The sequence below is a fragment of the Alteromonas alvinellae genome (assembly GCF_902705805.1).
On sequence record NZ_CACSIH010000233.1, the window covers coordinates 17,321 to 31,414 of the forward strand.

Annotated in this window: 11 protein-coding genes and 1 other RNA gene; 6 read left to right on the top strand and 6 right to left on the bottom strand. The window is 43.8% G+C overall.

All coding sequences use genetic code 11. The annotated features are described in order from the left end of the window. Window positions 1-93 precede the first annotated feature (93 nt). Window positions 94-906: a posphoenolpyruvate synthetase regulatory kinase/phosphorylase PpsR gene (gene ppsR, locus ACX5KA_RS18365; protein WP_039222165.1), complete on the top strand. Its 813-nt coding sequence runs from the start codon at window positions 94-96 to the stop codon at window positions 904-906. Window positions 907-978: 72 nt separating this feature from the next. Here ppsR and ACX5KA_RS18370 read toward each other — a convergent pair whose 3' ends face one another. Further along, window positions 979-1,890 carry a hypothetical protein gene (locus ACX5KA_RS18370; protein ID WP_458731838.1) on the bottom strand — a complete coding sequence of 304 codons (912 nt, stop codon included), beginning with the start codon at window positions 1,888-1,890 and terminating at the stop codon, window positions 979-981. A gap of 234 nt (window positions 1,891-2,124) precedes the next feature. On the opposite strand from ACX5KA_RS18370, the gene ACX5KA_RS18375 reads away from it, so the two are divergent. Beyond that, window positions 2,125-2,589, top strand: coding sequence for a hypothetical protein (locus ACX5KA_RS18375; protein ID WP_039222169.1), 465 nt, complete (start codon window positions 2,125-2,127; stop codon window positions 2,587-2,589). Between the two features lie 204 nt (window positions 2,590-2,793). Here the strand turns inward: ACX5KA_RS18375 and ACX5KA_RS18380 are convergent, their stop codons facing one another. Then, complete coding sequence (locus tag ACX5KA_RS18380; RefSeq protein ID WP_458731839.1) at window positions 2,794-4,755, bottom strand: tetratricopeptide repeat-containing sulfotransferase family protein; 1,962 nt, start codon at window positions 4,753-4,755, stop codon at window positions 2,794-2,796. 168 nt (window positions 4,756-4,923) lie between these two features. Then, window positions 4,924-7,635 (bottom strand): TonB-dependent receptor, encoded by a 2,712-nt coding sequence (locus ACX5KA_RS18385; RefSeq protein ID WP_458731840.1) that lies wholly within the window; start codon window positions 7,633-7,635, stop codon window positions 4,924-4,926. A gap of 320 nt (window positions 7,636-7,955) precedes the next feature. On the opposite strand from ACX5KA_RS18385, the gene ACX5KA_RS18390 reads away from it, so the two are divergent. Together ACX5KA_RS18390 and ACX5KA_RS18395 are read left to right on the top strand one after the other, a co-directional pair. After that, complete coding sequence (locus tag ACX5KA_RS18390; protein ID WP_458731841.1) at window positions 7,956-9,926, top strand: BCCT family transporter; 1,971 nt, start codon at window positions 7,956-7,958, stop codon at window positions 9,924-9,926. Between the two features lie 30 nt (window positions 9,927-9,956). Then, window positions 9,957-10,433, top strand: coding sequence for a MarR family winged helix-turn-helix transcriptional regulator (locus tag ACX5KA_RS18395; protein ID WP_012518305.1), 477 nt, complete (start codon window positions 9,957-9,959; stop codon window positions 10,431-10,433). 91 nt (window positions 10,434-10,524) lie between these two features. On the opposite strand, the gene ACX5KA_RS18400 is transcribed toward ACX5KA_RS18395, so the two are convergent. Together ACX5KA_RS18400 and ACX5KA_RS18405 are read right to left on the bottom strand one after the other, a co-directional pair. Beyond that, complete coding sequence (locus ACX5KA_RS18400) at window positions 10,525-10,872, bottom strand: RnfH family protein (protein ID WP_458731842.1); 348 nt, start codon at window positions 10,870-10,872, stop codon at window positions 10,525-10,527. Further along, window positions 10,869-11,300 carry a type II toxin-antitoxin system RatA family toxin gene (locus ACX5KA_RS18405; RefSeq protein ID WP_202942716.1) on the bottom strand — a complete coding sequence of 144 codons (432 nt, stop codon included), beginning with the start codon at window positions 11,298-11,300 and terminating at the stop codon, window positions 10,869-10,871. Before ACX5KA_RS18405 ends, ACX5KA_RS18400 begins: the two co-directional genes overlap by 4 nt. A gap of 145 nt (window positions 11,301-11,445) precedes the next feature. Here ACX5KA_RS18405 and smpB point away from each other — a divergent pair, with 145 nt between their 5' ends. Next, window positions 11,446-11,925 (top strand): SsrA-binding protein SmpB, encoded by a 480-nt coding sequence (smpB, locus tag ACX5KA_RS18410; protein ID WP_014949307.1) that lies wholly within the window; start codon window positions 11,446-11,448, stop codon window positions 11,923-11,925. Window positions 11,926-11,969: 44 nt separating this feature from the next. Here the strand turns inward: smpB and ACX5KA_RS18415 are convergent, their stop codons facing one another. Next, a complete protein-coding gene (locus ACX5KA_RS18415) occupies window positions 11,970-13,193 on the bottom strand; it encodes an NADH:flavin oxidoreductase/NADH oxidase family protein (protein WP_039222180.1) in 1,224 nt (407 codons plus the stop codon). 393 nt (window positions 13,194-13,586) lie between these two features. On the opposite strand from ACX5KA_RS18415, the gene ssrA reads away from it, so the two are divergent. Further along, window positions 13,587-13,946, top strand: a transfer-messenger RNA (tmRNA) gene (ssrA, locus tag ACX5KA_RS18420). Window positions 13,947-14,094: the final 148 nt, after the last annotated feature.

Consider the following 14,094-nt stretch of genomic DNA (forward strand, 5'->3'; position numbering starts at 1 on the left):
CTTTTCGACGAAATCATCTTAGAATGGGGAAATTCAGAAAGTAAACCCTTTATTACTTTTGTAATAAAATTACACCAATGTTAAGGATATGTTGTGCGCACAGCTTTTTATATTTCAGATGGTACAGCCATCACTGCAGAGGTCTTTGGCCACGCCCTGCTTTCTCTGTTTCCTGTTTCTTTCAATCACAACACTATTCCTTTCGTTGAAACTGAGGAACAAGCTCACAAAGTTTTACAGCAAATTTCTGAAAGTTTTCAAGACACCGGAGAGAGGCCGCTCGTTTTTTATACAATTGTGAATGTAGATATTCGCAAAATAATCTCTAAATCCGTGGGCATTAACTATAATTTTCTCGATCAATTCGTAGCGCCACTGGAAAAAGTATTAGGTGTTCCTTCAAAACCAGAAAAACATCGTACACACAGTATCCACGAAACCACCTACGATATTAGAATTGAAGCCGTAAACTACGCATTGGCTAATGATGACGGTTCTAACCTAAAAGACTACGACGAAGCCGATATTATACTTACCGGCGTTTCACGGTCGGGTAAAACGCCAACAAGTCTTTACTTAGCCCTTCAATACGGAATAAAAGCAGCGAACTACCCTTTTACTGAAGAAGACATGGGCGACATGCTGAAGCTTCCCCCTGCTCTGCGACGATACAAGCATAAACTCTTTGGGTTAACCATTGCAGCGGATAGACTCCATCAAATACGTTCGGAGCGCCGTGCAAACAGCAAATATGCATCGCTACCACAATGTAGGATGGAGCTTCGTGAAGTTGAGAACCTGTATAGAAAGGAAAAAATTCCGTTTTTAAACAGCACTAAATATTCTATTGAGGAAATTTCCGCAAAAATTTTGGCTGAAACAGGCCTGAAACGTCGTAAATACTAATAAGTGCGGCTGAGATAAAAAGCGTGCCGCAACGTGCATTTTGCCTGCAGCTAATCGAAATGAACCTAACGATTAATGCGGTGCGTTATCTTTTACCAATTTTCGGTAGCGCGATAGCTGTAAAGATGGAAGCCCCTCAACAGATATTTGCTTGAGCCAACGTCTCGCTTTTTCAGGGTCGTTGCCAAGCGTAGCGTTTTCCGCTATCCGTAACTTAATACTGTTAATTTGAGCGATATCCTTCGCTTGCTCCGCACATGCTAAACCATTCAGGAAAGCCTGCTCTGCCTCCTGATAATTCCTATTGTTGCGAAGCGCTACAGCATAATTGCTGTAGGCGATAGCTTGCTGTTGATAATCGGGTAGTTTCAACGCCCAATTCAACGATTTAATTCGATATTCAATATGTTTTGCGTTATCGCCTTCTTTTAGCGCGGCGTGCCCAAGCTCAGCAAAGATCTCATGATAAAAGACAGGCGCATTATAGTTTTCACCTTCCAGTTGCTCAGCAAAGTCCTGCGCTTCTTTCGTTTTACCAAGCACAGTCAAAAGATTTAAAATTCTTATACCTAATTGAGGGGACGGCATCGTTTCATATTGTGCTCTCAAGCCCGTCAAAGATATAGTTAACGCTATTCTTGCTTCCTGCTCTCGGCCACTGGCACGTAACCACTTACCGAAAAACAGAGAAACTAGTGGCTTGTACTCTGGCATTCCTTTCAAATTTGTAGCCTCAAGCCATGGCCTTAGAAGGGCATAAAGCTCATCATAACGTTGAAAGTTAAATAAGATATCAAACCTTCTTACTTGAAGGTCCCACCATGGTGGCGTGTTCTTATCTAATAGAGATTGCTGTGCTCTGATTTTCGATAAACATTCGTCGACACTATTCTGGCAAAGAGGCTGAATATCTTTAATCGCGGCATTTGCATGAAATACAAAAAGCGCTAGGAAGAATAAAACGGTGGCTAATAGAGGTCTCATTATTATTATGGCAATGCGTCTATTTGGTATGAAGTATAGGTTAAAAGCAGTTCTTATAATAGTTAGCGGAAGCTCCTAATTTCTTTAGTGGCTGGCATCATCGCATGCTCCGTGACCTTTCGCTGATAGCAATTATCTATCACGGATAATCAGTTACATTTCATTGATTTAGCGATATTGCCAAAAAATAAATGATACAGTATAACATAACTATTAATTAAAGGAGTTAGCGTCATGTTTACAGAAGAGATGGTACATACAGCCCTTCAGACTTGGTGCGACAATGTTGTTGCGGTGGGAAAAGTACACGCAGAAGGTGGCGATGCGAAGGCGTTCGCATCAAAGGTTTTATCTGAAAACTACGATTACGATAATGGGAAGGTGCTGTTTAAACCTACCTTAACGTATGGAGCTCAAACATTTCGCCCAACAAAAGAAGGGGCACTTTCATACTTCGTAGGTGGCAATAGCGACTACCCCAACGACAATGGGTTCAAGCTTAAGCCTTGGGTAAAGGTTTGGTATAGCAAGGAAGATTTCATATTGAACGGCGAGTTAGCCATTGTTCAATGCAACGTACATTTTATTGGTGCAGACGACAGCCATATTTTTGTGAACAAGAGCTTTGTCTTCAAGCAATGCGACGACGGTAAAATTAGAATTATCCTTCACCAATCTTCGTTACCTTATCAGCCATAAGCGTTAGGAATAGCTCTAATGGCACAGGCTTGACGCCTTTAAGTGTCAAAAAACACGAGGCACGGTAAAAATCGTGCCTCGTTTTATTCTAAAGGTGCTGTAACGCTGTAAATAAGTAACCGTCTAGTTTCAAAAGCTTGGCTTAGGATAAAGCCCAAGTTCAGTCGAGTCACGCTAGGTACGGCTATTTAACGCAAGGCGCTTCTACTGCGTCTTAAGCGCGTCCTTCAGCGCTTCCAAGTTAGATTCAAATGGCTTCCACTGCCCCATCCCCGTTTTGTAAATAGGCTGACGAACCTGCTCTGAACTTGGAGTTTTGATTATCCGCTTGGTTTTATGAAACGCTAAGCATGCCTCTTCAAACTCTAAACCGCAGAACGCCAGAATACGCTTAACCTGCCCTTCTAAATCGTCGAGCACATCTTCGTGCTGCACCGTTAAAATGTCGCCGGGCATCACCGTATGCCAATGTGACATCAACTTTTCATACGCATTGTAATATCGGCCAATATCACTTAGCGAGTAGCTAAACTCCTGCCCTTCACCAAATAGTTGTTTGTACCCACTAAAACAGCAGTCCATGGGGTTTCTTCGTGCGTCAATAATCTTTGCGTTGGGTAATATCTTTTTTATAAGCCCAATATGAATGAAATTGTTGGGCATTTTGTCAATAAATAACGGTGCGCCTTGGCGATATGCACGGGTCTGCTGAATATATTGCTCACCAAGTTTCGCCAGTGTTTCTTCACTCAATGCTGAAACATTGAACGGATATGGCGTAGATTGGTGGCTGAGCGAAGACGCTATACCCAGAATGTCATGCAGCTCCATGGTTCCGTCGACATTAGAGTGCGACGCTAGGATCTGCTCAAGCAGTGTAGAGCCAGCACGTGGAAGCCCGACAATAAAAATAGGATCTGGCGCTTGGCAACCCTGTGTTTTTTTGAAATCGTCTTGACTAAAAGCCTGTTGCTGAGCATCTAATGCTTGCTCGGTTTTCCCAATATCGAATTGAAGCGTACTGCGTTTAAGCGCATTACCTTGCTGGTAATACGCAAAGGCCTTGTCATACTGAGCGTTATCTTCAAACCCTTTTCCGAGCGCAAAACAAATATGAATTTTATCGTCTAAGTTAATTGCATCATTGCTGGCTTGCTCAGTCATTTGCTTAAGCATCTTGTCACTAAACTTATACGTCTTCGTATTCGCCAAGCTCCAATAGGCATCGCCATAGTCGCGGGCAAAACCTACCGCTTTTTCGTAAGCGTTAACCGCATCGGCAGTATCGCCTTTGGCTTTTAGTGCATGACCCAACGACACCCAAACTTTAGGTCTATCTGGCATTTGTTCTAGTACGCCATGGTAAATATCTATCGCTTCATCTAATTGCCCTACACCAACAAGCGCATGGGCAAGACTGGTTTTAATAACAAAGCTGTCTGGGCTTTTTGAGAGTCTTTGTCGCGCAACGTTTACGGCCTCTGGAAACTTACCCAACTTTGAAAGCACGTTTTGATAAGCTAGCGCCGCCCGCTCGTTGTCCGGGTATAATTCCACACAACTTTCCAACAAAAATTCTGCGTCACTGTACACCTTCAACTGCATACCAATTTCAGCCAACAACATCATAGCTTCAGGGTGATGCTTCTGTTTAGCCAAAAATTGGCGGCACACTTGCTCTGCCGCAGCGAACTGCTTTTCGTACATAAGGTCGTAGGCACCCAGAATTGGCGGAGGAAGAGACTGCAAATGCACAATCTGATTTGATGCCATTTGTTCAGCGGTAGCGTCGCGATGATTTTGATAGATTAATAGCAGCTTTTTCCAACTGCTTATAAGAGCGGGGTTAAAATGCGTTGCTTTAAAGAACGCACTTGCTGCGTTTTGCTGGTCTCCCACAGCTTCATGACAGTAAGCAAGCTCTTGGTATCCCCTGCCGTAATCTGGGCGAAGAGATAGAAGAGTGTCGATAGCCTTAAAAGCATCGCTATGTTGGTTCGAGAGCCTGTAAGTGACAGCGGACAAATAAAGTACTTCTGCTTCTTGCTGCTCATTTAGCGACAAGGGCAATAAATCTTGAATATACGATTTCGCAGTTGATAACTGACCGCGTTGAAGCGCTTGCTTAATAGCGCGAACTTGATGTTGAAAATCTTCTGTTGTCATAGCCTTCGTTATAATTCTTGGTAGCGCAGGTGATAATTGGCGAAAGCCAAAAGGGTATGTATTTAATACTACCGAATTTTTCTAAGATAAGTAATGAAAACGGCAGGCCTAGGCCTGCCGTTTAATGCACTGTGTACAATCTACTTCTTCGTTTACGACAAACGACTATTAATAGTAATCGTAAGAGAAGCGAAGACCTATAGTACGAGGGCGATTAGTCACAACCTTAGGCGTATACTGCTGAGTATCAATGTTCAAGATTGCTGATTTGTCGAAAACGTTGTCAACGAATGCTTCAACTTTCCAGTTTTGATACGTCATCCCCACAGATACATTACCAATTACGTAACTTTCCTGAATGTAGCGTCCACCGCGAATTGTTTCACCATCTGCACCTGGATACGTTGCGCCTTTAAACTCGTCACCCTCATCTTTAATTTTCAGACCCGAGCCCGTGCCATAAATCAATCGAGTTGCATCTTCCATGGCATAGGCGTTCATCACCATGCCAGCAAGACGGTCGCCGGTGTAGGTAAGTGATGCATTAACATACCCTTCTTTACCGCCGTCTAACTCAAAGAAATAACGTGCGCTAATGTTGCCTGAGAAATCAGCAGAGTACGGAAGCTCACTGCCTACGCCAGCCGCAATACCTTCTAGTTCAGGGTTAATACTAACCAGTTCAGTATCCAGTACGCTAAATGCTGCGTTAATGACTAGGTTATCTGTCGCTAACCAAGTAATGTCTGCATCAATCCCTTTAACTTCTGCATCACCAACATTATCGGTAAAGACTAAGAAACTAATATTCGCAGGATCGAAACGCGACGTTTGCAAGTCACTGATTTCTGAATAGTAACCAGTAGCATTAACACGCAAAATACCGTCTAAGAAGTCACCTTTCAGGCCAATTTCGTAGTTATCCAGCGTATCTGTTGTTGAGTAAACCGGAACACGGAAATCCGCAAACGCCCCAGTGTCATTTGCCGCTGCGTCACCGCCTAGTCTGTTTGTTACTGGTGGACGGAAGCCTTCTGAATAGTTCGCGAAAAGCAATACGTTTTCATTTACTTTCCAGTCGAGGCCAAATTTGAAGATGGTATCGTCAACCGTGAGTACTCCGTCACCGTCTAGTAAGCCAATTTCCAATGAGCCATCTTGGATAGCATCGACAACACCTTGGCCGTCAAGACCCAAACCATCATAAACGGCGGGATCTAGCACGCCTTGACCATAGGCTTCTAATCGGCTTGTTACATCGCGTGTTGATGTAGCGCCGCGATAAATATCGTCAATTTGATACCAGCGCGCACCAATGGTAGCAGTAAGCGTATCAGTAATTTCATAGCCTAGCTGACCAAATACTGCGATCTGCTCGATAGTATGCGTAACATCGTTTACAAAGCTAATTTCAGGAGAGAAAGGGCCACCATCGCTGTTAATTCCACGGTCACCCGCCAGCGCATTCCATGAACTTGCAAGGTTCTCAAAGATTTCAGGGCTTGCGATTTTAAACTGGCCTACTGAGCCTACTTCCTGTTCGTCATAAAACACACCCGCCGTCAGCTGCCATGGTGTATCCATCGTTGTGCTGAAACGTAGTTCGTGGGTTAAGCGAGTGCTAGTAGTGTCTTCTTTGTAGTATTTACTTGGATCGAGGCAGCGCGCGTCATCTGGATTATCTGGCGTTTCATAATGCGTACACACATAGTATGCGGAAAATAAGCCGCCGTTGGTGTAGCCTGTGTAATCGGTAAGCGTGTCTATTTCACGATCAAGGTAACCACCGGTATACACCACATCTAGTTTTTCCAAACGACCATTTAGGGTCCATGTGGTTAAGCCAAATTCGTCAGAGTTTTCATCGCTTTGAAAGCGAATTGCCGAGCTTTCGCCTTCCACCGTTGGGTCGTAGGCAAACACACCTTCAGTATCAAGTGTTTGTTGAGTGTGTTGAACCAGAACATCCCAATCTTCGTTGATAATGTAAGACAACCCGAATCGCGCCCCTGAGTAGACCGCGTCATTAAAGTTATCTTCAACATGTTCGCTGTTTCTTGGCGACACAACGGCGGCTTCACTGCGGGTAAAACCATTAATTTCACGACGTGCATCCATAGCAGCCGGATCGATGCCCTGTTTTTGCAATGCATTTCCAGAAATACGATCAATAACTACTGCACTTCCAATGTAACCACCATTTCCTGGCTCATTTTCAATGTTGTCAATCCAACCGCCCTGACTTTCATTGTAGGCAGCCACACGCAGCGCAAGGTTGTCAGTTGGAGTAACGTTGAAATATGCCTCCACCGTGTTACTCATATCTCCGCCTTTTGTGGCAGAAATACTGGTATCGAAGCCTGCAGCAAATCCAGAATGATCTGGCTTGTTTGTGATTAGGCGGACTGTACCTGCCTGAGAACTCGCACCAAATAACGTACCTTGCGGCCCAGGTAGAACCTCTACACGCTCAACGTCGGTAGCAAAAATATCTAAGTTTCGGCCAGCCATAGAAACAGGCATTTCATCAAGATAGAAAGCCACTGAGGGCTGAAGTGCTTGAACAGATGACAGGGTAATGCTTGATTGCGTGGTCGCCGCACCACGAATGTATATTTCGTTCTGCCCTGGACCTGTACCTTGGAATACCACATTCGGTAAAAACTCTACGTAGTCTTGGAAGTTATCAATACCGAGGTTTTCTAATGCTTTTCCATCTAACGCAGAGACTGCGACAGGGACATCTTGGATTGATTCACTTCTTTTCGTGGCGGTAACTTCTATGGTTTCAAGTTTAGCGGGCGCTTTAGATTCTTGCGCAGCCAGAGAGGTGGATGCCAGTGCAGCGATGATTGCACAGCTAAGCTGAGTTTTTCGCATTTGTGTGTGTTTCCTTCAATTGTTTTTTATTCTTCGGACAGTGTTTACATATAACACATATCAAAAAGATCATATGTTACGATACACAATCTATTAATTATTTCTACTCTAACGAATAATAATTAACCATAAACACCCAAAACCTAGCAGAAAGTCTAATTTTTATCGTAAAAACAACCGCAAAAAAAAGACTGAACTTTGCCCCACCCACCAAATACCTACAAATCAAATAATTTCATCTGATGTTTATAAAAAATGCTCCATGCGGTATATTTCTTCGTATAAACCGAAATTTATAAAAGGTGAAAGGAATTTACTGCGTGATTGAGAACGAAAATAAATCTCCACTCAATAAGCCGGTGTTTATTACATCGTCGGCATTGATTCTATGCTTACTTATCTTCGCCGCAGGCGCTCCTGAAGCTGCGGATGCGATCTTTCAAAAGCTACAGAGCGCAATTGTCACTAACGGAAGTTGGTTTTATGTGTTTACTGTCGCCGTGATAGTAGTATTTGTCGTTTTCTTAGGCATGTCACGCTACGGCGAGATTAAACTAGGTCCAGATCACGCAAGCCCCGAGTTTAGTTTTGGGACATGGCTAAGTATGCTATTCGCTGCAGGAATGGGAATTGGGCTTATGTTTTTCGGCGTTGCCGAGCCTTTAATGCACTTTTTAGCGCCCCCTACGGCGCAGGCTGAAAGCATTGACGCCGTTCGCGAAGCAATGAAGACTACGTTCTTCCATTGGGGTGTTCATGCTTGGGCAATTTATGCGGTAGTGGCTCTGATTTTGGGCTATTTTGCGTACCGACAAAACTTACCTCTTACACTGCGTTCTGCTTTATATCCGTTAATTGGTGACCGGATTTACGGCTGGCCTGGACACATCGTTGATATATTCGCGGTTACGTCAACAGTTTTTGGTGTATCAACGTCGCTTGGCTTCGGCGCTTCGCAAGTAAATGCGGGTTTTAACTATTTATTTGGTTTACCGTCAAATACTGGTGTTCAAATAGCTATAATGGCAGGTGTTGTTGGTTTAGCCGTTATTTCTGTAACTACTGGCTTGGAAAAAGGCATCCGCCGTCTGTCAGAAACCAATATGGTTTTAGCCTTACTGCTACTTTTAATTGTTCTTGTTTTAGGCCCAACCGTATTTTTACTACAAGCGTTTATGCAAAACACTGGCGCTTATCTGTCTGATTTAGTGCGCAACACATTTAACTTGTTCGCCTATGAAAAAACAGACTGGATTGGTGGCTGGACTATCTTCTATTGGGGTTGGTGGTTAGCATGGGCACCATTTGTTGGCCTGTTTATCGCGCGTATCTCTTACGGTAGAACCATTCGTGAATTTGTAATGGGCGTACTGCTTATTCCATCAGCATTTACACTATTTTGGATGACCGTATTCGGCAACACCGCTATTGATCAGGTGTTGGTACAAGGTAAAGACGTACTTGCACAAATGGTAAATGAAGATACCTCAGTGGCACTGTTTGTGTTTCTAGAACAGTTCCCTTTCTCTTCAGTGCTAAGTCTTATAGCAGTATTGATGGTCATTGTATTCTTTGTAACCTCATGTGATTCGGGTGCCATGGTTGTCGATATGTTGTGTTCACACGGTGAAAACAATACGCCGTTGTGGCAACGAGTATACTGGGCTGTTGGCGTTGGTGTGGTGAGTTCAATTTTACTATACGCCGGTGGACTTGGCGCGCTGCAAACTATGACGATTGCAGCTGCCCTACCATTTGCCATTGTGCTGCTTATCGCCATCTCGGGCTTATTGAAAGCGCTGCGTATCGAGGCGTATAAGCGTGAAAGTTTACAAGTACTAACGGGTACACCGCAGCACAATGACTCAGATAAAAACTGGAAAGAACGCCTTGAAAATATTGTTACCTTTCCGGATGAAACCGCCGTTCGTCGCTATATAAACAAAGTGGTTAAACCCGCGCTTACTGAGGTAGGTGAAGAGTTTAAAGCGCAACAGTTTGAAATAAAGATTGAAGACACGGACGAAGCGCTCATTTTGACTGTTGATATGGGTAATGACCCTGAATTCATATATGCTGTGCACCCAGTGCCGACAGAACAGCCTGAATTTGGCCCAAGTGATACGCCAGCACTGGACGAAAACGAAAAGGCAACGTACTATCGCGCCGAAGTGCACTTGAGTGAAGGTGGTCAAAACTATGATATTATGGGCTGGTCGAAGATTTCGGTCATAAATGACGTCATCGATCACTATCATAAGCACCAACATTTTATTCATTTGCTTAAGTAACCGCTGGGTTACGCATTTGTTGGAAGTAACATGCGAAAAGAAGAAGAACTATTAGTGGCACTACGGCGCGTAATACGCGCTGTAGACCTACGCAGCAAGCAGCTAAGTAAACATGTGGGTTTAACAGGCCCACAGTTATTGGTAATGCAAAATATTGAAGAGCGCCCAGGTATAATGGTGCGCGAAATAGCAGAGAATATTAACCTAAGTCCTGCAACCATCACGAATATTCTAGATAGACTAGAATCACGAGACTTAGCTACGCGCATAAGAAGTACGCAAGATAAACGAAAAGTGGGCGTGTTCTTAACCGAGCGCGGGAAAGAAGCAGTGGTTGACGCACCTCGTCCGCTTCAAGAGCACTTTGTGGAGCGCTTTTCACAGCTAAAAGAGTGGGAGCAAAGCCAAATGGTCGCTACTGTTCAGCGTATTGCTAGCATGATGGACGCTGAAGATATTGATGCCTCGCCTTTCTTGGAACTAGGCAGCATTTCAGAAAAAAGCTAATAGCCTTTGTCTTCTTTAAAAAAATGGCCTTCACTTGAAGGCCATTTTAGTATCTATCTTTGGCGCTGGCGTAGAAGCGCTCAGCTGACTGCTATGACTTCGCCTTAAGTGGATTTACCTTTCCACCTGTGATTTTGTCAGCGCGCCCTTCCTCTTTCGCTTTCTCAGCACGGCGTTTTCGAATTTCTTTAGGGTCCGCAATAAGCGGGCGGTAAATTTCAATACGATCGCCATCGGTAATCCTGTCGCGTAGCTTAACCACGCGGCTCCAAATACCCACTTTTGTTGCTTTTAAGTCGATTTCGGGAAACTGCTCAAGCACGTTAGACGCGTTTATCCCTTCTTCTACCGTCGCATTTTCATGAATAGCAACATCAATGATAGTTTGCTTGGTGGGCAACGCGTAGGCCACCTCAATATTGATGAGCTTATTACTCATGCGTATACGCTCCGCGCTCGGTCTGTAAACGCTGCAACCATACTGCTGGCTAAGCTGTTGAACACTTTACCAAAAGCCATTTCAGCTAACTTATTGCTAAATTCAAACTCTAGGTTTAATTCAATTTTACAGGCTTCCTCTGATAATGCTGAAAATGTCCAACCACCGGTAAGCGACCGGAACGGACCATCGACCAGCTGCATTTGAATACTTTTACCTGGCTCTAACACATTGTGCGTTGTAAACCATTGCTTGATACCAGCTTTCGCCACTAATAATGACGCTTTCATGCTTTGCGATGAAGTGTCGAGGATTTTGCTATCGGTACAGCCTGGCAAAAACTCTGGGTAGGAAGCTACATCGTTGACTAAGTTAAACATGGCTTCTGCGCTATGGGCTACCAGCGCGCTTCTATGAATACTTGGCATTGATTCCACTACAATTAAAACTCTTGGCCGCATTGTATCACAGAATATTTGGTTCGCTTGTATTCGGTTTTGAACCAAATGCCCCAATATAAGATAACAATGACAACTAAAGACATTCCTTCGAACAATCAGTATAATAGCCAGCATGAAAAAGAATAAAGCCAACAAAAACACCACAGGAAATATCGCGCAGAATAAAAAAGCGCGTCACGACTATTTCCTAGAGGACAAGTTCGAAGCCGGACTTGAGCTTCAAGGGTGGGAAATTAAAAGTATTCGTGCCGGTAAAGTGAACATTACCGATGCGTACATTATTATCCAGAATGCCGAAGCGTATTTGGTAGGGTGTAGAATTAGTCCGCTGAATCAAGCCTCTACCCACGTTATCGCAGCCCCAGAGCGTGCTCGCAAATTGTTGCTGAACAAACGAGAAATTGACCGCTTAATGGGTGCGCGAGACCGCCAAGGTTATTCAATCGTTGCCACGTCTATGTATTGGAAAAAGTGTTGGGTGAAACTAGAAATTCACCTAGCAAAAGGTAAGCACGCCCATGACAAGCGTGACACCATTAAAGACAAAGATTGGCAACGTCAAAAAGAAAGAATGATGAAACACAGCGTTTAACGCTGTGTTTTTATTTGGGCTGCCAAAAAAGAAGTGTAATAGGTTTAACCTACGTCTCGTTTCGTCATTCTCTTGCGATGTAGCATATCAAGGATCAGACTCCACAGCGGTGACGGGTTTCTTAAGGTGGTTAGGTTATTCCCAAGGCGTCTAAGTTGTCTTCGCACCATGGCCATATTTGCAAGGCTTGCAAGTGATTTATCTTTCCAAGAGCAGTGTGGAATTATGCCCGAATACGCCCATTCTTGTTGCCACTTTTTAGCTAAGTCGGGCGTAATGGCAAGGGCGCTGGCTAATCCAACAAGGGCACAGCCCTGCTCAATCACTTCCTCTGCTACCTCGGCCCTTTTTATACCGCCAGTTGTCATAAGCGGAATATCAGTTTTACTCACCAGAGCCTGCGCAAATTCCAAGAAGTACGCTTCTCTTGCCAGCGTGGTGTCGTCACGGGTTTGCCCTTGCATGGCAGGCGCTTCATAACTACCGCCAGACAACTCTACAACATCAACACCCAAGGCTTCCAAGCGATTTACCACCTCACAGGCATCATCAAAAGAAAAGCCATTTTTCTGAAAATCTGCAGAGTTAAGCTTTACCATAACAATAAAGTCTTTAGCGCAAACCGCCCGAACCTGACTAACTATGTTTATCAGCAAGCGTGCGCGATTAATAATAGAACCGCCCCACTCATCTTGGCGCTGATTAGTAAGCGGAGACAAAAACTGCGTAAGCAAATAACCGTGAGCGGCGTGAATTTCAACACCATCAAACCCGGCTTTTTCAGCTTGCTTAGCGGTTTGAACGAAACGTTTGCACACATCGTGAATGTCTTGGCAGGTCATTTCTCGAGGTTGAGCAAACAGCTTGGAGTGTTTACCCATATCAAGCGGTACCGCAGAAGGCGCAATAGCTTTGCCTTTCATCGCTTTAAAAACCTGTCGACCAGGGTGATTAATCTGCATTATGGCTAAAGCGCCATTAGACTTAATGATTTTTGCCCATTTTTGAAACGGTGCAATGTCGGTATCTTTTTCTAGTGCAACGCCACCTGGCCCTGTCATGGCGCCTTTATCGACCATAACGTTACCTGTGATCACCATGCCTAAATTGCCGTGGGCCCAATATCGATAGAGTGAGTACAAAGACTCTCCGGGAATATTTCCCATACTCGACATATTTTCTTCCATCGCAGCTTTAACAAGACGGTTTCGCGCTGTTACGCCACATGGCAAGGTATACGGAGAATACAATATGGAATCTGAAGACATTTACACTACAAGCCTTTTAATTATGCTCACGTACTTTAATGGTTCTTGCTACTAATTGCATCATTACATCGGCACTATTTCCTTAAAAATTCGCTAAAGTAATCAGATAAAAAGCGCTAATTTAGTTTATAAATTGCGTTTCTTGCACAGCCCTTGTGCTCTCGGCACTTGAATTTTACTCAAGCATCCCTATATCTGTGGTAGTTCAATAATACTCAATGTTTGTGTGTTGCTGTTTAAGCAAAGCTTCAACTGAAAGCCACACAGCTAAGCTTTTGAAAAAATAGATGTTATTTTTGGTTGATTTATAGCCAAACCCTTAAAATTTATTGTAATTTTCAAAAGAATGTATTTCACCATGTAACAATTGTGCTATTATTGAAAATCACACTCGGGGCTGATTAGGATTCGACAGGATCTAGGAAGCTGGAGGTGCATGCAGAGGAGCGGTTGGCCTCTTAAAAAAGCCGCATTTAAATAGTCGCAAACGACGAAACATACGCACTAGCCGCTTAATAACCGGCATAGGCCCTTCCACCCTAGTCTCTTCCTGCTAGCGGGGATTCGGAAGGTCATCCAAGTAGGATAGCGAGGGAACCTTGTCTAAGGGTGAACCGCGAAACAGTATTAGGCCAGCTGCAAGGAAATCCTGTTTGTCGGAGTTCCAAGCAGTTAAATAAATGACAAACTAAGCATGTAGTACCAAAGGTAGACATTTTCTGGACGCGGGTTCAAATCCCGCCAGCTCCACCAATTTCAAATACTAAGACGTCCTAGGACGTCTTTTTTTATGTGCAAAGCATAAAAAATACCTTGGTAAATCCGACACAAAAAGCATGGCTCTATCAATCATAGTATTTTCAGCATTATTAAAGGCTATGTTCGGATTAACTGTTGTTGA

Coding starts and splice junctions, on each gene's coding strand:
- ACX5KA_RS18415 (WP_039222180.1), bottom strand. CDS start 13,193: ATGTCTTCAGATTCCATATTGTATTCTCCGTATACCTTGCCATGTGGC.
- ACX5KA_RS18370 (WP_458731838.1), bottom strand. CDS start 1,890: ATGAGACCTCTATTAGCCACCGTTTTATTCTTCCTAGCGCTTTTTGTA.
- ACX5KA_RS18375 (WP_039222169.1), top strand. CDS start 2,125: ATGTTTACAGAAGAGATGGTACATACAGCCCTTCAGACTTGGTGCGAC.
- smpB (WP_014949307.1), top strand. CDS start 11,446: ATGAAAAAGAATAAAGCCAACAAAAACACCACAGGAAATATCGCGCAG.
- ACX5KA_RS18385 (WP_458731840.1), bottom strand. CDS start 7,635: ATGCGAAAAACTCAGCTTAGCTGTGCAATCATCGCTGCACTGGCATCC.
- ACX5KA_RS18405 (WP_202942716.1), bottom strand. CDS start 11,300: ATGCCAAGTATTCATAGAAGCGCGCTGGTAGCCCATAGCGCAGAAGCC.
- ACX5KA_RS18380 (WP_458731839.1), bottom strand. CDS start 4,755: ATGACAACAGAAGATTTTCAACATCAAGTTCGCGCTATTAAGCAAGCG.
- ACX5KA_RS18395 (WP_012518305.1), top strand. CDS start 9,957: ATGCGAAAAGAAGAAGAACTATTAGTGGCACTACGGCGCGTAATACGC.
- ACX5KA_RS18400 (WP_458731842.1), bottom strand. CDS start 10,872: ATGAGTAATAAGCTCATCAATATTGAGGTGGCCTACGCGTTGCCCACC.